The sequence below is a fragment of the Allobosea sp. genome (assembly GCF_048595345.1).
Taxonomy (GTDB): domain Bacteria; phylum Pseudomonadota; class Alphaproteobacteria; order Rhizobiales; family Beijerinckiaceae; genus Allobosea.
In genome coordinates this window covers 42,303-60,005 of the sequence record NZ_JBMDWH010000068.1, presented here as the reverse complement: position 1 = coordinate 60,005, position 17,703 = coordinate 42,303, and the positions used below count along the sequence as shown (strand labels likewise).

At 68.7% G+C, this 17,703-nt stretch carries 17 protein-coding genes; 10 read left to right on the top strand and 7 right to left on the bottom strand.

Translation table 11 applies throughout. From position 1 onward, the window contains the following. Positions 1 to 145 precede the first annotated feature (145 nt). The gene (locus tag ACOJTB_RS08170; RefSeq protein ID WP_420102030.1) at positions 146 to 571 is read left to right on the top strand and encodes a DUF6460 domain-containing protein; all 426 of its coding nucleotides are present in this window, start codon (positions 146 to 148) and stop codon (positions 569 to 571) included. 3 nt (positions 572 to 574) lie between these two features. Here the strand turns inward: ACOJTB_RS08170 and ACOJTB_RS08165 are convergent, their stop codons facing one another. Together ACOJTB_RS08165 and ACOJTB_RS08160 are read right to left on the bottom strand one after the other, a co-directional pair. Then, positions 575 to 1,663, bottom strand: coding sequence for a quinone-dependent dihydroorotate dehydrogenase (locus tag ACOJTB_RS08165; RefSeq protein ID WP_420102029.1), 1,089 nt, complete (start codon positions 1,661 to 1,663; stop codon positions 575 to 577). Between the two features lie 50 nt (positions 1,664 to 1,713). Continuing rightward, positions 1,714 to 2,058 carry a DUF952 domain-containing protein gene (locus tag ACOJTB_RS08160; protein WP_420102028.1) on the bottom strand — a complete coding sequence of 115 codons (345 nt, stop codon included), beginning with the start codon at positions 2,056 to 2,058 and terminating at the stop codon, positions 1,714 to 1,716. A 165-nt stretch (positions 2,059 to 2,223) separates the two neighbouring features. Here ACOJTB_RS08160 and ACOJTB_RS08155 point away from each other — a divergent pair, with 165 nt between their 5' ends. Next, the gene (locus ACOJTB_RS08155; protein ID WP_420102027.1) at positions 2,224 to 2,853 is read left to right on the top strand and encodes a S24 family peptidase; all 630 of its coding nucleotides are present in this window, start codon (positions 2,224 to 2,226) and stop codon (positions 2,851 to 2,853) included. A gap of 61 nt (positions 2,854 to 2,914) precedes the next feature. Here the strand turns inward: ACOJTB_RS08155 and ACOJTB_RS08150 are convergent, their stop codons facing one another. The 4 genes from ACOJTB_RS08150 to ACOJTB_RS08135 all read right to left on the bottom strand — a co-directional run bounded on the left by ACOJTB_RS08150 (position 2,915) and on the right by ACOJTB_RS08135 (position 9,284). Next, entirely contained in the window at positions 2,915 to 4,348 is a 1,434-nt protein-coding gene (locus ACOJTB_RS08150) for a sensor histidine kinase (protein ID WP_420102026.1), read from the bottom strand. 9 nt (positions 4,349 to 4,357) lie between these two features. Then, the gene (locus ACOJTB_RS08145) at positions 4,358 to 5,815 is read right to left on the bottom strand and encodes an FAD-dependent oxidoreductase (RefSeq protein ID WP_420102025.1); all 1,458 of its coding nucleotides are present in this window, start codon (positions 5,813 to 5,815) and stop codon (positions 4,358 to 4,360) included. A gap of 86 nt (positions 5,816 to 5,901) precedes the next feature. Continuing rightward, the gene (locus ACOJTB_RS08140) at positions 5,902 to 8,226 is read right to left on the bottom strand and encodes a putative bifunctional diguanylate cyclase/phosphodiesterase (protein ID WP_420102024.1); all 2,325 of its coding nucleotides are present in this window, start codon (positions 8,224 to 8,226) and stop codon (positions 5,902 to 5,904) included. Between the two features lie 116 nt (positions 8,227 to 8,342). Next, on the bottom strand, positions 8,343 to 9,284 hold the full coding sequence (locus ACOJTB_RS08135; protein ID WP_420102023.1) for an enoyl-CoA hydratase-related protein: 942 nt from the start codon (positions 9,282 to 9,284) through the stop codon (positions 8,343 to 8,345). A gap of 542 nt (positions 9,285 to 9,826) precedes the next feature. Here ACOJTB_RS08135 and ACOJTB_RS08130 point away from each other — a divergent pair. The 8 genes from ACOJTB_RS08130 (at position 9,827) to ACOJTB_RS08095 (ending at position 16,482) form a co-directional block, all read left to right on the top strand. Beyond that, a complete protein-coding gene (locus ACOJTB_RS08130; RefSeq protein ID WP_420102022.1) occupies positions 9,827 to 9,988 on the top strand; it encodes a hypothetical protein in 162 nt (53 codons plus the stop codon). A 52-nt stretch (positions 9,989 to 10,040) separates the two neighbouring features. Beyond that, the gene (gene murA / locus ACOJTB_RS08125; protein WP_420102032.1) at positions 10,041 to 11,330 is read left to right on the top strand and encodes a UDP-N-acetylglucosamine 1-carboxyvinyltransferase; all 1,290 of its coding nucleotides are present in this window, start codon (positions 10,041 to 10,043) and stop codon (positions 11,328 to 11,330) included. Between the two features lie 68 nt (positions 11,331 to 11,398). Then, complete coding sequence (locus tag ACOJTB_RS08120; protein ID WP_420102021.1) at positions 11,399 to 11,842, top strand: DUF2948 family protein; 444 nt, start codon at positions 11,399 to 11,401, stop codon at positions 11,840 to 11,842. 221 nt (positions 11,843 to 12,063) lie between these two features. After that, on the top strand, positions 12,064 to 13,356 hold the full coding sequence (gene hisD, locus ACOJTB_RS08115) for a histidinol dehydrogenase (protein ID WP_420102020.1): 1,293 nt from the start codon (positions 12,064 to 12,066) through the stop codon (positions 13,354 to 13,356). A 57-nt stretch (positions 13,357 to 13,413) separates the two neighbouring features. Next, complete coding sequence (locus ACOJTB_RS08110; RefSeq protein ID WP_420102019.1) at positions 13,414 to 13,917, top strand: UPF0262 family protein; 504 nt, start codon at positions 13,414 to 13,416, stop codon at positions 13,915 to 13,917. 89 nt (positions 13,918 to 14,006) lie between these two features. Beyond that, positions 14,007 to 14,411, top strand: a complete 405-nt coding sequence (locus tag ACOJTB_RS08105; RefSeq protein WP_420102031.1) for an arsenate-mycothiol transferase ArsC — start codon at positions 14,007 to 14,009, stop codon at positions 14,409 to 14,411. Between the two features lie 251 nt (positions 14,412 to 14,662). After that, on the top strand, positions 14,663 to 15,025 hold the full coding sequence (locus tag ACOJTB_RS08100; RefSeq protein ID WP_420102018.1) for a hypothetical protein: 363 nt from the start codon (positions 14,663 to 14,665) through the stop codon (positions 15,023 to 15,025). Next, positions 15,022 to 16,482 carry a methyl-accepting chemotaxis protein gene (locus ACOJTB_RS08095; protein ID WP_420102017.1) on the top strand — a complete coding sequence of 487 codons (1,461 nt, stop codon included), beginning with the start codon at positions 15,022 to 15,024 and terminating at the stop codon, positions 16,480 to 16,482. Before ACOJTB_RS08100 ends, ACOJTB_RS08095 begins: the two co-directional genes overlap by 4 nt. Before the next feature lies 1 nt (position 16,483). On the opposite strand, the gene ACOJTB_RS08090 is transcribed toward ACOJTB_RS08095, so the two are convergent. Next, positions 16,484 to 17,701, bottom strand: a complete 1,218-nt coding sequence (locus ACOJTB_RS08090) for a phosphopentomutase (protein ID WP_420102016.1) — start codon at positions 17,699 to 17,701, stop codon at positions 16,484 to 16,486. Between the last annotated feature and the right edge of the window lie 2 nt (positions 17,702 to 17,703).

Genomic DNA, 17,703 nt, shown 5'->3' with positions numbered 1-17,703 from the left:
GGCCGTGATCGCCGCCTCCAAGATCGCCGGCACCGCCTGGGCCACGGCCGGAGCCTCCGCAACGGCCTGAGAGGGCCTCGGAACCTCCGCGTCATCCTGGACAAGCCGCGCAGCGGCGCTGATCCGGGATTCATCGGAGGGTTCGGTGCTCTTCGATGGACCCCGGGGCGAGCCCGGGGATGACGGAGTAGTGACGAGCGTCAGAAAAACGCTTGAAACCGTCATTCACGCGCCATTCAACCGCGATGGCTTTCAGGTTAAGACCTCGTCCACCGCCCGACGCTCCGGGCGGCACAACAGAACGGCCCTTGCTTCCATGGAACGGTTTCTCGGCGGCTCGCCGCTCAGGGTCCTGATCCGTCTGGTCTTCATCTCGCTGATCGTCGGCGCGATTCTGGCCTTTCTCGGCCTGAGCCCGCAGTCGCTCTACGAATCGGCGGTGCGTTTCCTGCGCTCGCTCACGGGCATGGGCTTCGGCGCGGTGCGCGATGTCGGGCAGTGGATCGTCGCCGGCGCGATGATCGTGATCCCGCTCTGGCTGATCAGCCGGCTGTTCGCGGCGCGCCGCTGACGCTCAGAGCCCTTCGCCGCGCGCGATCGCGGCGGCGTCGCGCCCGATCAGGGCGGTCAGGCGCGTCAGGCCCGCCCGGCGCGTCCTGTCCGCGAGGCCGGACTTGATCTGCCCAGCCAGCCCCGGCCCCTTGAACACCATCGCCGAGTAGAACTGCAGCAGCGTCGCGCCGGCGCGGATCTTGGCGAAGGCGGTCTCGGCCGAATCGATCCCGCCGACCCCGATCAGCGGGAACTGGCCGTCGACGCGCAGGAAGGTCTCGGCCAGCAGCCGGGTCGAGGCCTCGAAGAGCGGCTTGCCCGAGAGTCCGCCGGTTTCGCCGCGCGCGGCGCTGCGCAGGCTCGCCGGGCGCGCGACCGTGGTGTTGGACACGATCATGCCGTCGATGCCGCGCTTGCGGGCGACCGCGACCATGCCGTCGAGCTCGGGCAGGGTGAGGTCGGGCGCGATCTTGAGCAGGATCGGCGTGAGCCGGGCGCCCGCATTCGCCTCGTCCCGCGCCGCCAGCGTCCGCGCCACCAGATCGTCCAGCGCGTTTTCCGCCTGCAGGTCGCGCAGCCCCGGCGTGTTGGGCGAGGAGACGTTGATCGTCAGGAAATCGGCCAGCGGCGCCAGCCGGCGCGCGAGAATGGCATAGTCGGCCGCCCGATCCGCCGAGTCCTTGTTGGCGCCGAGATTGACTCCGACGAGGCCGCCGCGCCCGCGCCGGGTAGCCAGCCGTTTCGCCACCGCCTCCATGCCCTCGCTGTTGAGGCCGTAGCGGTTGATGACCGCCTCGTCCTCGGCGAGCCGGAAGACGCGCGGGCGTGGATTGCCGGGCTGCGGCAGCGGCGTGACGCCGCCCGCCTCGACGAATCCGAAGCCGAGCGCGAGCGCCCCGTCGATCGCCTCCGCATTCTTGTCGAAGCCGGCGGCCAGCCCGACCGGGTTGGGGAAGGAAAGGCCGAAGGCCTGCGTCGCCAGCACCGGATCGTCCGCGCCCGCCCTGCGCAGCGGCGCCGCCGCCAGCCCCGTCACCGTCAGCCGATGGGCCGTCTCGGCATCGAGGCTGTGGATGAGGGGGCGCGCGAGCGAGAAGAGGTGCGAGAGCATGACCGCGCTTTAGCGCAAGCCGCCCGCGCAGGAAACCGCTACGCCGGCCTTCAGCCCGCCAGATCGTCTGGAAACACATGCCCCTGCGGCCCAAGCGGCAACGGCACGACCCGGCGCACGCTCCCGAGTTCGAGCGGAGCGTAGAGATGCGGAAAGAGCGCGCCGCCGCGCGAGGGCTCATAGCGGAGCGCCGGGCCGAGATCGCCGTCCTCGACGGCGATGAGCAGCAGCCCGTCCTGCCCGGCGAAATGCCGCCGTGCCGTCTCCCGCGCCTGTTCGGCGGTGGAAAAATGGATATAGCCGTCGGCGAGATCGACCGGCGCGCCGTCGAACCGGCCGCTGCGCTCGGCTTGGGCCCAGAGGGCTGCGGGGCATATCTTGTAGATCAGCGGCATCGGAAGCCTCGCATCGGGCGGGCGGACGATCTAGCCCGTCGTGGGAAGCCCGGGCAAGCCGCCTGCCGAATGCGGCAAGAATCGGATTGAAATCTCACTGACTAGGCGATATTTCCTAATCGCGAATCCCCCGCCCGGCGGCGTGAGCGATAAGAGGCCTGCGCGATGCTGTCACATGATCAGATCTGGGGAGCGATCGACACGCTGGCCCAGCGCTACGGCTTCACCGCCTCTGGCCTCGCCCGCAAGGCAGGGCTCGACGCAACGACCTTCAACCGGTCCAAGCGCATCGCGCCCGATGGCCGCGAACGCTGGCCCTCCACCGAGTCGATCGCCAAGATTTTGCTCGCGACGGGTGCGTCCCTCGACGAGTTCATGGCTGCCGTGATGAAGCGGGATGCCGCGCCGGCGCGCACCATTCCCCTGATCGGTTTCGCCCAGGCCGGCTCGGGCGGGTTTTTCGACGATGGCGGCTTTCCGGTCGGCTCCGGCTGGGAGGAGGTGGCCTTCCCCGGCGCCAAGGACGAGAAGGCCTATGCGCTGGAGATTTCCGGCGATTCGATGCTGCCGCTCTATCGCGACGGCGACACCATCATCGTCTCGCCCACCGCCGCCGTGCGCCGGGGCGACCGCGTGGTCGTCAAGACGCTCGAAGGGGAGGTGCTGGCCAAGCAGCTCAAGCGCCAGACCCTGAAGACGATCGAGCTGGCCTCGCTCAATCCCGACCATCCGGACCGGGTGCTCAACCTCGCCGACATCGCCTTCATGGCCCGGGTGATCTGGGCGAGCCAGTAGAGCTGCGCAACGCGCAGCGTCATGGCGAGCGAAGCGATCTCGCGGCGACGGGGGACACGCCTCAGCCGCGCCGCGCCGGCAGGAAGACCTTGAAGACCGCGCCGGTCTGCGAGTCCTCGAGCTCGATCGTGCCGCCATGCAGCCGCACCAGCTCGGCCGCGACCGCGAGCCCCAGCCCCGTTCCGCCGGGCGTGACCGAGCCGCGAAAGGCCTGGAAGAGATTGGCCCGGGCCCGTGCCGGAACGCCGGGGCCGTTGTCGATCACGCGCAGGGCGACCCCGCCCGAGGTCGCGGCGGCGGCGATCGTCAGGGTCGGCCGCTCGCGCCCCTCCGTCCCCGCCTGCGTCAGCGCCTGCGCCGCATTGCGCATGAGGTTGGTCAGCACCCGCGCGATCTGGTCGGGATCGCAGGCGGCGACGAGCTCGGCCGGCACTTCGTTCTCGAAGCGCAGCAGCCCTTTCTCGCTCAGCCCGAGCAGTTCGCCCTGTTCGGCCACGAGCTGTCGCAGCCCGACCGGGCGGATCACCGGCGTCGCCTCCGCCGCCCGTCCATAGGCCAGCGTCGCCTGGCAGAAATCGATGGCACGCCCCAGCGTCGCGATGAGGCGCGGCGCGAAGCGGCGGATCTTGGCGTCCCGCGTCTCCACCAGCTGGTCGGACATGAGCTGCGCCGCCGCGAGCATGTTGCGCAGGTCGTGATTGATCTTGCTGACCGCCAGCCCGAGTTCGGCGAGATGCTTCTTGGTGCGCAGCTCGTCGGACAGCGTCGCCTGCATGCGGGCCAGCGCCCGCTCCGCCTCGCCGATCTCGTCCGCCCGCAGCGTGGGCGCGATCACCTTCTGCGGGTTTTCCGGATCGGCCTCGAACTCCATGACATTGGCGGCCAGATGCCGGATCGGCCCGATGATCATCGCATTCAGTGCGATATAGACCGCGATCGCTGTCAGCACCGTCAGCAGGAGAGAGATCAGCAGGAGGTTCCAGGAAAATTTCAGCATCGCCCGGCGCAAGGGCGCCTCGTCGATGACGATCTCGACGAAATCGGCCCCGCCGACCGCTTCCCCGACCACCCGGATCGGCATCGTCGCCGGCGAGACGAGGACAGCGACGGCCTCCTCGACGGCGCCCATCCAGCCGAGGCTGCGCAGATCCACCGAGCGCGAGACCTCCGGCGGCGGCATCGAATCGAGGCTGAGCAGCCGCCGCGCCCCGCCGATCCGCGCCGCGATGGCGCGTGCGCCGACACCCATCAGCAGCCGGTTTTCGCTGCCCTCCGGAAGCCCGTCTTCCGGTGCGCCCTCCAGCACCAGCGCGGCCACCTGCGCCGCCGCGATGCGGTCGTTCAGCCAGTTACGCCGGAAATTGGCGATGGAGGGGAAATAGATCAGCGCTTCCGCCAGCATGACGAAGAACACCGTGACGAGCAGCAGCTTGGCCGAGAGGCCGAGCCGCGTCAGGCTGCGCGGCATGCTGATCGAGAGCGGCCGGTTCTGCATCCGGCGCCCTCAGCCGAGCCGCCGCAGCAGCCCGATCCAGCGCCGGATCGCAGGGCTGCGGGTGCTCGGCAGAAGGAAGGCGAGGGCGGCCCGGCGCGACGCCTCGGACAGTGACAGTCCTGGAAACGCGACCTCCGCCAGCTGCCGCACGGTGAGTCCCGCCTTCAGCGCGACGCACCAGGGCGCGATCGACTCGCCGGCGCCATCGCCGGCGATGGTCACGTTCAGGACGCGGCCTTTCGCATCGGTGACGATCTTGACGAAACCCTCGCTCTCGCCCGCTGCGAGGGCGGCGGGCGTCTCCGCGAAGGGCCAGCGCAGGGCACGCAGGCGCCCCGGCGCTTGGTCCGCCGCCGCCAGCGGGGCGCCGATCGTCGCGATGCCGGGCCGGCTCCAGACGGTTCGGGCAATGCGCGCGGGCTCGATTCGCCCGGCCTGCCGCAGCAGCACGGCCTTGACCACGAGGCCGACATGCTCATCGCCCGCCAGGGCGTCGGTGACGGCCGCCGCGCCGCCGGCACAGCTGCCGACCGCATAGACCCGGCGATTGGCCGTGCGCAGCCCGGCATCGACGACGATCCCCGCATCGTCGCTGCCGATGCCGGCGAGGTCGAGTTCGAGCCCGCCGATCTGTGCCTGCCGCGCGTCGCCCGGCACCAGGACGCTCTTCGCCTCGATCAGCCTCTCGCCGCCGGCCGCCGCGACTGTCAGGCGCACGCCCTTCGCGTCGCCCTCCGCCCCCGCGATGTCGGCGTCCTCATGCAGCTCGAGCCCCTCGCGCAGCAGGCGGCGGCGCAGCAGCATCACCGCCTCGGCATCATGCTGCGGCAGCAGCCCGCTCGGTGCGACGATCGCGACGCTGCTGCCCAGCCGCTGCAGCGCCTGGCCCAGCGCCACCGCGCGCGGCCCGCCGCCCAGCACGGCCAGCCGCTCCGGCAGCCGCACCATACCGGCCAGGCCGTGTTCGGTCAGCACGGTGGCGGGATCCAGCCCGGCGACGGCGATCGGCAGAGCGGGTGCCGAGCCGGTGGCGATGACGAAGCGCCGCGCCTTGATCCGCCGGTCGCCCACCGCGACCGTGCTGCGGCTGACGAAGCGAGCCTCACCGCGCAGCAGCGTGATGCCGAGCGCGGCCAGCCGCTCGGCGCTGTGGTTGGCGCGCGGCACCGAAAGGACCCGCTGAACGTGATCGTGCAGGCGTTCGCCGCGCCACGGGGCGGGATCGGTCCCGGCGCCGAGGCGTTCGGCATCGCGGATCGCCTGCGCCCTTGCGCCGGCTTCGACCAGCGCCTTCAGGACGAGCGCGGCCTCGCTGCCTCCGGGCTCGCCGCGCTCGACCAGCACCACCGGCACGCCGAAGGCGGCGGCGGCGCTGGCGATCGCGATGCCGCGGGCCCCCGCGCCGATGACGCAGAGATCGGGTGTCGAAGCGGCCTGTCTCGCCGCCCTGGCCTCGCCGTCGCTCAATGGATGATGCGCTCCGCCTGTCTCGCTTCGCTGATGCGTCGTCGGCCCGGCGGAATCAAGGCGGGGAAGCGATTTCCCGCCTCTCTTCAGGCGACGTCGCGGTCGCTGTCGTTCGGGGCGGGGACGAGCGGCTGGGGCCGGCCGAAGAGATAACCCTGAGCGCGCTGGGCCCCGAGCAGCTGCACCGCGATACGCTGCTGGTCCGTCTCGATGCCTTCCACCACCACCGTCATCTGCAGTCGGCGCGCGAGCTGGCAGACGGCTTCGATGATCGCTTTGGAAACCTCGCTGAGATGCACGTCCCGCGCGAAGCTCTGGTCGATCTTCACCTGCGCGATCGGATAGCTCGACAGATAGGCCAGCGACGAATAGCCGGTGCCGAAATCGTCCAGCGCGAAGCTGACCCCGAGTGCCCGCAGCCCCTCCAGCACCGAGAGCGCCTGCTTGCTGTCGTCCACGAGGACGGATTCGGTGATCTCCAGCGTCAGGCGCGAGGAGGCGAGGCCAGAACTCAGCAGGGCGCTCTTGACCGTCTCGACCAGATGGCGCGGATCCCGGAACTGCAGCGTCGAGACGTTGACCGACACCCCGATATCGCTGTCCCAGCCGGCGGCGTCCCTGCAGGCCTGCAGGATCGCCCAGTCGCCCATCTCGCCGATCAGCCCCGATTGCTCGGCGATCGGGATGAAGATGCCGGCCGGCACCGTGCCGCGCACGGGATGGTGCCAGCGCATCAGCGCCTCCCGCGAGACGATCTTCTGCGTCTTCAGGTCGATGATCGGCTGGTAATGCAGCGAGAGCTGCCGCTCGGCGATGGCCTGGCGCAGATCGGTCTCGATATCGTGCCGCTCGCTGATCTCCTCCGCCATGGCCGGGTTGAAGAAGATCAGCACGTTCCGCCCGGCGGCCTTGGCCTTGTAGAGCGCGGTGTCGGCATGGCGCAGCAGGTCGGCGGCATTCGATCCGTCATGCGGCGCCATGGCGATGCCGATGCTGGCGGTGACGTAGACCGTCTTGCCGTCTGCATCGAAGGGGCGCGCCATCACGTCGATCATCCGCTGGGCGATCGCCCTGACGACGGTGTGGTTGGCGGAGGGCAGGATCAGCAGGAATTCATCGCCGCCGAAGCGGGCGAGCCGGTCGTTGCCGCGCGTGACGCCGCGCAGGCGGCTGGCGGTCTCCATCAGCACCAGATCGCCGATATCGTGGCCGAGCGTGTCGTTGACCTGCTTGAACCCGTCGAGATCGACGTAGAGCAGGGCGAAGATCTCGCCCGTGCGCTCGAGCCGGGCGAAGGCCTCGGCGATATGGGTATTGTATTCGAAGCGGTTCGGCAGGCCGGTCAGCTCGTCGAAGCGCGCCATCTGCTCGATGAGCGCCGCCGTGCGTTTGCGCTCGGTCGCATCCTCGGTCAGCATCAGAATGCCGCCTTCGGCCGCGGGCGCGAAGGTCACGACCAGGATCAGCCCGGTGCGGGTGGCGACCTCGCGGCTGGCCGGCTGCTGCTGAGCCTGCACATCCGCCAGCGCGGCGCCGAGATCCTTCAGCTGCTCGGAATCGATCACCTCCCGCTCGACCAGAAACCGCGCGATCGCGGTCAGAGGCGTGCCCGGCAGGGCGAGTGTGTCGGGCAGGCCGTAGAGCGCGGCGTGCGGCTTGTTGCTGACGGCGAGTTTCAGCGAACGGTCGAACATCGCCAGCCCGTCGATCATGGTGTTGAGCGCGGCGTCGAGCGTCAGGTTCTGTGAGTGCAGCGCCGAGGCCAGCGCCTTGGACTGCTTGGTGGCGTCGCTGAGTGCCAGCAGGTTGCGGTGAAGCGAATTGGTGATCGCGATGTTCGCCGCGACATAGAGAAAAGCGAAATAGCCGATATAGCGGTAATAGGGGTTGCTCGCGCCGATGAGCCCCAAAGCCATCGGCACGCAGAACATCAGCAGCTGCACCGCGACGAATTTCGGCCGTCCGGCATTGCGCGAGACATAGCCCGAGGCGAGCGCGATGGTCGAGGACACCGAGGTGATGTGCGCGGCCGCGTCGTTGGTGTCGACCAGCGCGACATAGCAGCTGTAGCCGAGCGCCGCGCTGAAGGCCGTTGCGCCGAGGAAATAATTCCGGTCCCAGCGGCGGGTCTGCGTATAGCTGTCGTCGGCATGGTTGCGCCGGCGATAGGCCGCCACCGTCATCAAGCGCAGCGCCACGATCAGCGTGACGAGCAGCGTCAGCGTGAGGAAGACGCTGTCGCGCGTCGAAACCCAGCACAGGAGCGGGGTGAGAATGCCGGCGATGCCGCCGGGAACGATCGAGGCAGGCGAGGAGAACAGGGAATTGACCAGCAGCGTATAACCGGTCAGGTCGACCTCTCCGACCTTTCCCTGGGCAGCCCCGTTCAAACGCTTGAGAGCGTCTGCCATTCAATTCCGCTTTCCGCAGCAAGCTGGAGCGCTTGCGGCATGTCCGGTCGGCGCGCAGTGGAATTGGTTCTAAACGGGAGAGGTAAACGCTTCGTGAGCCGCGCCGCCGGGCGGGTTCAGGCGTGGGCGACGTGCCGCTGATAGACCCGCGCCAACATGCGGTCCTGCGTCTGGGCGATGCGCTGGAGCTTGGAGATCGCGCTGGGGCTGAGCCGCAGCATGCAATCGGCCCAGATCTGGCCAAGATGCGCCAATTCCTCGCGCAGATCGCCCGAGCGGCGGTTGAAGGCCGAGAACAGCGCGGTCCGGGCCGCGTGGATCGGCAGCGACTCCGCGCAGTATTTGCGGATCCACGCCTCGCCCGTGCCCTCGGGGACCACCGCTTCCAGCCCGCCGGCAAGGTGGAATTCCCGCGCGCTCATCTCCTCGCCGGAGAGCAGCATCTGTTCGGCGGCGCGCTGGCCCATCCGGCGCGACAGGATCGCCACCGCCGTGATCGGGAAGTGGTTGAACTTGATCTCCGGATAGACGAACGAGGCCTGCTCCTCCGCGATCATGACGTTGCAGGAGCGTGGCGCGTCGATGCCGCCGCCGATCGCCTTGGCATGGATCGTCGAGAGCGTGATCACGAGGCCGTTGAGACCACTCGCATTCCACACCGCGCCCTCCGCCGAGAGCCGCGCGTATTCGGTGAGCGCCGCCCGGTCGTTCCGCGCCAGGCAGTCCAGATAGAAGTCGAGATCGCCGCCCAGGGTGAAGAACGGACCCGTGCCACGGAAGGCGAGGAAGCGCACCGGAGCCCGGTGATACTGGTCCGGGGCGCCCCAGAGTGCGAAGACCGCGCCCTGGATCTTCACCAGGCTGTCAAGCAGCTGCAGCGTAAAGACCGGCTTCAGCTCCGGCTTGATCGTGATCCAGAGCGTCTTGATCGCCTCCTCATAGGCGAGTTCGACTTCGGGCAGAAAGCCCGCATTGTAGCGGATCGCATCGATGACTTCGCAGCTCTCGGCCAAAGCCGGATGCCGAATGGGTGCCTTCGCCGTCACTGACTGGAACATGCCGCAACTCCCCGCAACCTCACCGCGCCAACTTAAACGAGCTTAACGAAGTGTAAACGAAATCTGCGGGAAATGGTTAATGTCATTAAGTAATTTCGCTGACCAAAGGTCAGGCCGCAGAAGCCTTCGACGCGGCGCCTCTCAGGCACAATCCGTGCCGTCTGGGCAGTCCCGCCCGGCATCGGCCAGATCGGGCGGCGCGGCGCCCGCTGCGGACGGCTCCGGCGAGGGGTGCGGCCTTGGCGGCGGCGACCGGCGCGAGCCGCCGCTGCCCCGGAAGGACACGCCGCCCGGTATCTCGCATGTGCCGGATCGGCACGTCGCGCGATCTTCTTGCCGGCGGGCCGATGCGCGGCTAACGATGGCGCCGCGAATCCGCCGCCTTTGCCGGCGATCGTCGCGTTCTTTCCTCAGCGTGCGGTCACGATGATCCAACTGCTTGCCGGGGCAAGGGATTTGGCCCAAGAGGGTCTGCGCCTGAAGGGTCTGCGCCTGTCGGTTCCAAGTTCTCGTGAAGCCCCCGCACCGTCCGAGTTGATGCCGTGACTCGTTCCACCGCCGAAGACGAAAAGCAGGCGCGCCTCGCCGCCGCGCTGCGCGAGAACCTGAAGCGCCGCAAGGCGCAGGCCCGCGCCCGTCGCACGGAGGAAGCGGCCTGCGATCGACCTTCCCCGCCCGCTCAGGCCGACGATCGGCGGAGCTGATTAACCCGACAATGCCATGCCGCGGCCGCAGCCGCCGGCCGAGGACATCACCATGGACAAGATCCGCATCACCGGGGGCCAGCGCCTCGAAGGCGTCATACCGATCTCCGGCGCGAAGAATGCCGCGCTGCCGCTGATGATCGCGAGCCTGCTGACCGACGAGACGCTGACGCTGACCAATGTGCCGCGCCTGTCGGACGTGACGGCGCTCTCGCGCATCCTCTCCAACCACGGCGTCGATCGCACCGTCGCCGGCCGGCGCATCGGCCAGTCGGCCGAGACGGGGCAGACCATCTCGCTGACCGCCCGCCAGATCGTCGACACCTGCGCGCCCTACGAGCTGGTCTCGACCATGCGCGCGAGCTTCTGGGTGATCGCGCCGATCCTCGCCCGCATGGGGGAGGCCAAGGTGTCCCTTCCCGGCGGCTGCGCCATCGGCACCCGGCCTGTCGATCTGCTGCTGATGGCGCTGGAGCGCCTGGGTGCCGAGATCGCCATCGAGAACGGCTATGCGCTCGCAAGAGCGCCTCAGGGGCTGAAGGGCGCGGAGATCGTCTTCCCGAAGGTCACGGTCGGCGGCACGCATACCGCGCTCATGGCGGCGGTGCTGGCCAAGGGTACCACCGTGATCGAGAACGCGGCCCGCGAGCCTGAGGTCACCGATCTCGCCGCCTGCCTGACCAAGATGGGCGCGAAGATCGAGGGCGCCGGCACCTCCCGCATCGTCGTGGAGGGCGTCGCGCGGCTGGGCGGGGCGCATCATGCGGTCCTGCCCGACCGGATCGAGACCGGCACCTATGCCATGGCGGTGGCCATGACCGGGGGCGATGTGGAGTTGCAGGGCGCCCGGCTCGACCTGCTGCAGGCCGCCTTCGACGTGCTCGTCCGGTCCGGCACCGAGGTCAGCGCCACGGCCGATGGCGTGCGCGTGCGCCGCAATGGCGGCGGTATCGCTCCGGTCGATGTCGAGACCGAACCCTTCCCCGGCTTCCCGACCGATCTCCAGGCCCAGTTCATGGCGCTGATGACGGTGGCGCAGGGCACCTCCCGCATTCGCGAGACCATCTTCGAGAACCGCTTCATGCATGTGCAGGAGCTCGCCCGCCTCGGCGCCCGCATTCGTCTCGATGGCGACGTCGCCATTGTGGAGGGCGTGCCCAAGCTCACCGGCGCGCCGGTGATGGCGACCGATCTGCGGGCCTCCGTCTCGCTGGTGATCGGCGGGCTCGCGGCGCAGGGCGACACCACGATCAACCGCGTCTACCATCTCGACCGCGGTTTCGAGGCGCTGGAGGCCAAGCTCACCCGTTGCGGCGCGATCGTCGAGCGCATCAGCGGCTGAGGGACAGGCCGGGTTCGGCTCCACCTCCGCGATTGATTTTCCGGGCCGGGCTCGCCACAAACAATCCCATGTCCGACGCCGTCGCCGAACCCCTGAAGCTCGTCGCGCTCGATGCCGACGATCTCGCCATCGTCTCCGCGCATCTCCAGGACGCCGTCCTGAAGACGGCGGATATCGTCTACCTGCCCAGGGAGCGGCGTTTCGCCCTTGCCGCGCGTCGCTTCGACTGGGAAGGCGCCGTGCAGGGCCATCGCCGGCGCCGGCTGACCGCGCTGCACTTCGACCGGGTGCTGGCCGTGCGCTCCAGCCAGCTCGACAAGGACGATGCCGGGCGGGTGCTGAACCTGCTCGCCATCACCTTCGATGTCCGGCAGGAACCGGCCGGAGACGTGACGCTGCATTTCTCGGAAGGCGCCGCCATTCGCCTGACCGTCGAATGCATCGAGTCGCAGATGAAGGATCTCGGCCCGGTCTGGGAAGCGGTCGCCACACCCGATCATCCCGAGGGCTGAGCCCGTTCTTTTCCGCGCCCGCGGCTTCAACCGCCGGCGCCCTTGATCTAAAGAGCGGGCCAACCTCGGCCCTCATCCTGAGGAGCAAGCCCTGATGGCTTGCGTCTCGAAGGATACTCCGGACTTCCTCGGAAGCTTCTGGATCATCCTTCGAGACGCGCCTGCGGCGCTCCTCGCGATGAGGGTTGTGCAAGACCAACTTCAGGGTCGAAGGACAACGCATGCCGATCAGGCTCGACGACAGGGATGCCGGTTTCGCGGCGGATTTCGCCGCTCTCCTCTCCGCCAAGCGGGAGGTCTCGGAGGAGGTCGACCGCGTCGTAGCGGACATCATCGCCGAGGTTCGGGCGAAGGGCGACGCGGCGCTGATCGGCTATACCAGCCGTTTCGACGCTCTCGACCTCACCCCCGAGACGCTCCGGGTCAGCGAGGCCGAGATTGACGCGGCCATCGCCGCCTGCCCGGCTGAGCTGCTGGAAGCGCTGGAGACGGCGCGCGCGCGCATCGAGACCTATCACGCCCGCCAGAAGCCCGCCGATTCCTGGGTCGAGGACGAGGCGGGCGTCGGCAGCGGCTGGCGCTGGAGCGCGATCGAGGCGGTCGGCCTCTATGTGCCGGGCGGCACGGCGAGCTATCCCTCCTCGGTTCTGATGAACGCGATCCCGGCGAGGGTCGCGGGCGTGCCCCGCATCGTCATGGTCGCGCCGACGCCGAAAGGCGAGACCAATCCGCTGGTGCTGGCGGCGGCGAGGCTCGCCGGCGTCGACGAGGTCTATCGCATCGGCGGTGCCCAGGCCGTCGCCGCCCTGGCCCACGGCACCGCGACCATCGCCCCCGTCGCCAAGATCGTCGGTCCCGGCAACGCCTATGTCGCCGCCGCCAAGCGCCGCGTCTTCGGCCAGGTCGGCATCGACATGATCGCCGGCCCCTCCGAGGTGCTGGTCATCGCTGATGGCAGCGCCAATCCCGACTGGATCGCGGCCGATCTCCTGGCCCAGGCCGAGCACGACGCCTCCGCCCAGTCGATCCTGATGACGGACGACGCCGCTCTCGCCGCCGAGGTCGAGAAGGCGGTGGAAAGCCAGCTCGCCACCTTGCCGCGGGCCGGGATCGCCGGAGCCAGCTGGCGCGATTTCGGCGCGATCCTGCTGGTGGGCGATCTGGAAGCAGCGGTGCCGCTGGTCGATCGGCTGGCGCCCGAGCATCTCGAAATCATCACCGCCGACCCGGACCGGCTGGCGGGGATGATCCGCAATGCGGGCGCGATCTTCCTCGGAGGGCATACGCCCGAGGCGATCGGCGATTATGTCGGCGGTCCCAACCATGTCCTGCCGACGGCGCGCTCGGCCCGGTTTTCCTCCGGCCTCGGCGTCGGCGATTTCATGAAGCGCACCTCGCTGCTGCGCTGCTCGCCCGAGGGGCTGCGCGCGCTGGCGCCCGCCGCGACGCGATTGGCGCAGGCGGAGGGCTTGCAGGCCCATGGCCGTTCCGTAACGATCAGGCTCAATCTCTAGACCAGCGCGCGTCCGGTCGGGGCGCAAGAGAGTCCAAGGCCGCGCGAAAGCGGCGCCATGACGGGAGGCCGGATGCCGGGCGAAGCGATCTCGAACAAGCACTGCCTCGTCGGCGTCACGCTGGACGAATCCTCGCTGGGTCGCGGCACGCCGGACCAGGAGCACGAGCGCGCCATCGCGATCTACGATCTGATCGAGAAGAACCGCTTTCTGCTGCCGGAGCATGAGGGCGGGCCCTATCTCGTCCATCTCGCGCTGGTCGAGCGCCGTCTCGTCTTCGAGATCCGGACGGCCGATGGCGGGGCGGTCATCACCCATCATCTGTCGCTCAGCCCGCTGCGCCGCATCGTCAAGGATTACGAGCTGGTCTGCGAGAGCTATTACGCCGCCATCCGCACCCAGACGCCCGAGCAGATCGAGGCGATCGACATGGGCCGGCGGGGCTTGCATGACGAGGCTGCGAACATCCTGCTGGAGCGGCTTGCGAACAAGGTCGAGATCGATTTCGACACCGCCCGCCGGCTGTTCACCCTCATCTACGCACTGCACTGGAAAGGCTGAGGCGCTTGAGCGCGCAGGAGCAGCCCGGCCCGATCCTGCCCCCGCCCGGCGAGGACCGGCCGCTCCGCCGCGTCCAGAGCGTGCTCTTCATGTGCGCGATGAACGCGGTGCGCTCGCCCATGGCCGAGGCGCTGACGAAGCACTTTTTCGGCAAATCCGTCTATGTGCAGTCGGCCGGCGCGCGGAAGGGCGAGTTCGACGGCTTCGCCCAGGCGGTGCTCGACGAAATCGGCATCGATCTTGGCCGCCACAAGCCGAAATCCGTCGAGGAACTGGAGGAGTGGGAGGGCCTCAATTTCGATCTCATCGTCTCGCTCTCGCCGGAGGCGCACCACAAGGCGCTCGACCTCACCCGCACCGTCGCCGCCGAGGTCGAATACTGGCCGACCATGGACCCCACCATCGTCCAGGGCTCTCGCGAGCAGAAGCTCGATGCCTATCGCGATGTCCGCGACGGGCTGATCCGCCGCATCAAGGAGCGCCTGCGCTCCTGAGCCGTCTTTTTCCACTTGGTATGGCTTGGTGGAGGACGATGCCGCAGGAGAATTCACGAATCTGATTTGGAGAATTGATCCAAATCTGACGGAATAGTGACGATCGGAAACCAAAGGTTGCAGGCGGGTTTTCTACATTGAATTTGTGTTTAATGGCGCGAGAATTTCCCTAGAGATATTCTGTCGGATTAACAAAGAATTCATCCGGAAACGGTTGTTTCATCGAGAATCGTGACTTCGGATGAAATCCAATGCCTCTCCCTTCTGACCGCAGCGCCGCGACCGGCGAGCGGGCGGTGAAGGCCGCTGCGGGCATCGCGCTCGTTGCAGCCCTTATGATCCTGACCGGCCTGTCCGCGGTGGCGAGCCTGCCTTCGCAGAGCGCCACCGAGCCGAGCGCCATCGTCTTCGCGCCCTGGGTCGGCTCCGATCAGGCGCTCTTGCGCAGTTTCGATGCCGGCTACCGTGTGCTGCGCCTGGGCCGGCTCGACACCATCGTCATCGTCGCGGCGGAGCCGCAGGCCCGGCCTCTTCCCGCCGGCAGCGTGCTGTCGCTGGCGCTGAAGGGCCTCGCCGGCTGTCTCGACGCGGCAGAGGAGGCGAAGGGGCGGTGACGAACCTGTCGCTGGACATTCTGCGAAAGCGCGTCGCCAAGGCGCTCATCGGGCTCGCCCTGATGCATGTGCCGCTGATCGCGCTGAGCCTTTGGGCCCATGGCGAGGCGGGCATCGCGTCACTGAGCCTGCTGGCCGCCACGGCGCTCGTGCTGCCCTTGCTCTATCGCGTCGCCGGCGCGGCGCGGGTGACCCAACTCTCGGTCGCCACCGTGCTGATCGGCCAGGTCTCGATACTCGTCTTCAGCTTTGCCGGCCATCCCTGGCAGTCCGACATGCACATGTACTATTTCGCTGTGCTGGCGCTGCTCGCCGGCTTCTGCGACTGGCGCCCGATCGTGCTCGGCGCCGCGCTGACGGCCTGCCATCACCTCGCCTTGCAGTACATGCTGCCCGCGGCTGTGTTCTATCAGGGCGGAAGCCTGGTTCGCGTTCTCCTCCACGCCGTGATCGTCGTGATCGAGACGTCCTTCCTCGCGACTTTCGCCGTTCTGCTGCAGCGCCGAATCGTTCGGGGCGACGAGAATTTCGCCCGCGCCGCCGCTGCGGCCGAGCGCGAGAGGCTAGTCCATGAGAAGGAGCGCGAGCTCGCCGCCAGTCTCGCCGAACGCAGCGTCCAGCTGACCGAGCTGGTCGCCTCCTTCCGCGACCGGATCGAGCAGGCGACGGTGCGGCTCGACGAAGCCGCGGACGCCATGGGCAACAAGGCCGCCTCGCTGACCGAAACCTCCGAACAGGCGCGGCTCCAGACCTCTCATGTGTCGCAGTCGGCTGCGGGCACGATGGACAGCATCGAGCAGCTTGGAGCCGCCTCGACGCAGCTCGTCGCCTCGATTTCGGAGATCGGTCGCAACGCCACCGATTCCGCCGACAAGTCGAAATCGGCCGCGCATCGGGCGCGCCATGCCCAGCAGCAGATAGCCACGCTCGCCCACCACAGCGGCAATGTCGGAGCCGTGGTGGACATCATCCGCGGCATCGCCTCGCAGACGAGCATGCTGGCGCTCAACGCGACGATCGAGGCGGCCCGTGCCGGCGAAATGGGACGCGGCTTCGCCGTGGTCGCCAACGAGGTGAAGCTGCTGGCCTCGCAGACGGCGAAGGCGACCGACGACGTTTCCGCGCAGATCGGGGCGATGCAGGGGGCGACGCAGAGCTCTTTGAGCGCGATCCTGGAAATCGTGCAGGCGATCGCCGAGGTCGAGCAGCTCTCCGACGCGATCGCCGCCTCGGTGAACGAGCAGGGCAAGGCCACCTCGGAAATCGCCTATCAGGTCGGATTGTCGTTCGAGGGCGCCCAGCGCAGCGCCGATGTCGCGGCCGGCTTCACGGCCGTGACCGCGCAGGCCCATGCTGCGGCCGAGAAGCTTGAGGAAACCGCCTCTGCCGTGGCGCGCCAGGCCCAGGCGATCCGCTCCGATGTCGCCGGCTTCTGCAGCCGCGTCGCCGCGGTCTGATCTACCAGGGACGGCCCGGTCCCACGGGACCGATGCCCAGATGAACACCCAGACTCGCCCCGATGTCGGAGAAGCTCTCGCGCCGCCCCAGCGCCCGCCCCGTCACGCCCGGCCCGAAGGCGAGGATCGGCACATGCTCGCGCGTATGGTCCGTGCCGCGCCAGGTCGGGTCGTTGCCATGGTCCGCGGTGATGACGGCGAGATCGCCCGGCCGCAACACGCCCTCGATGCGCGGCAGCATGCGGTCGAAGGCTTCGAGCGCCGCGGCATAGCCCGGCACGTCGCGCCGGTGGCCATATTCGCTGTCGAAATCGACGAGGTTGACGAAGCAGAACCCGCCATCCGGCAGCCTGTCCCAGGCCTCCAGCGCCGCCTCCACCATCGCCGCATTGCCGAAGGGCTTGATCTCCTTGCCGGTGGCGCGATGGGCGAAGATGTCGCCGATCTTGCCGACGGTGATGACGCTGCGGCCCTGCGCCGCCAGCCGGTCGAGGATCGTCTCGCCGGGCGGGGGAATGGCGAAGTCCTTGCGGTTGCCGGTGCGCTGGAAGCCCTGCCCGGGCGAGCCGGCGAAGGGCCGCGCGATCACCCGTCCGATCCGCAGCGGATCGACCAGCCTGCGCACCGTGCGGCACAGGTCATAGAGGCGCTCGAGCCCGAAATGCTCCTCATGTGCCGCGATCTGCAGCACGGAATCGACCGAGGTGTAGCAGATCGGCTTGCCTGTCCGGAGATGCTCGGCGCCGAGCTCCTCGATCACCGTGACGCCGGAGGCGTGCTTGTTTCCGAGAATGCCGGGCAGGACGCCTTCCTTCACGATCGCAGCGACGAGTTCGGGCGGAAAGGACGGATCCAGCGCGGTGAAATACCCCCAATCGAAGGTGACGGGGCAGCCAGCGATCTCCCAATGGCCGGAGGGCGTGTCCTTGCCGCGGCTGGTTTCCACGCCATAGCCCCAAAGGCCTTGCGGCTCGGCGGGCTTGGCGAGACCTGCCGGAGGCCGTCCGGTCGAGGCTTCGCAGGCATGGGCGAGGCCGAGCCGCGCCAGGTTCGGCAGAGCGAGCGGTCCGCTGCGCAGCCCGTCGCGGTCGCCTGAACCGGCGGCGCACGCCTCAGCGATATGGCCGAGCGTGTCCGCGCCTTCGTCGCCATAGGCGGGTGCGTCGGCGGCGCCGCCGCAGCCGACCGAATCCAGAACGATGAGAAGAGCGCGGGCCATGC

Bases quoted from the DNA above. Each gene is read 5' to 3' on its own strand.
- ACOJTB_RS08090 (WP_420102016.1), bottom strand. From the start codon at position 17,701: ATGGCCCGCGCTCTTCTCATCGTTCTGGATTCGGTCGGCTGCGGCGGC.
- murA (WP_420102032.1), top strand. From the start codon at position 10,041: ATGGACAAGATCCGCATCACCGGGGGCCAGCGCCTCGAAGGCGTCATA.
- ACOJTB_RS08140 (WP_420102024.1), bottom strand. From the start codon at position 8,226: ATGGCAGACGCTCTCAAGCGTTTGAACGGGGCTGCCCAGGGAAAGGTC.
- ACOJTB_RS08120 (WP_420102021.1), top strand. From the start codon at position 11,399: ATGTCCGACGCCGTCGCCGAACCCCTGAAGCTCGTCGCGCTCGATGCC.
- hisD (WP_420102020.1), top strand. From the start codon at position 12,064: ATGCCGATCAGGCTCGACGACAGGGATGCCGGTTTCGCGGCGGATTTC.
- ACOJTB_RS08160 (WP_420102028.1), bottom strand. From the start codon at position 2,058: ATGCCGCTGATCTACAAGATATGCCCCGCAGCCCTCTGGGCCCAAGCC.
- ACOJTB_RS08110 (WP_420102019.1), top strand. From the start codon at position 13,414: ATGACGGGAGGCCGGATGCCGGGCGAAGCGATCTCGAACAAGCACTGC.
- ACOJTB_RS08165 (WP_420102029.1), bottom strand. From the start codon at position 1,663: ATGCTCTCGCACCTCTTCTCGCTCGCGCGCCCCCTCATCCACAGCCTC.
- ACOJTB_RS08100 (WP_420102018.1), top strand. From the start codon at position 14,663: ATGCCTCTCCCTTCTGACCGCAGCGCCGCGACCGGCGAGCGGGCGGTG.
- ACOJTB_RS08150 (WP_420102026.1), bottom strand. From the start codon at position 4,348: ATGCAGAACCGGCCGCTCTCGATCAGCATGCCGCGCAGCCTGACGCGG.
- ACOJTB_RS08155 (WP_420102027.1), top strand. From the start codon at position 2,224: ATGCTGTCACATGATCAGATCTGGGGAGCGATCGACACGCTGGCCCAG.
- ACOJTB_RS08105 (WP_420102031.1), top strand. From the start codon at position 14,007: ATGTGCGCGATGAACGCGGTGCGCTCGCCCATGGCCGAGGCGCTGACG.
- ACOJTB_RS08135 (WP_420102023.1), bottom strand. From the start codon at position 9,284: ATGTTCCAGTCAGTGACGGCGAAGGCACCCATTCGGCATCCGGCTTTG.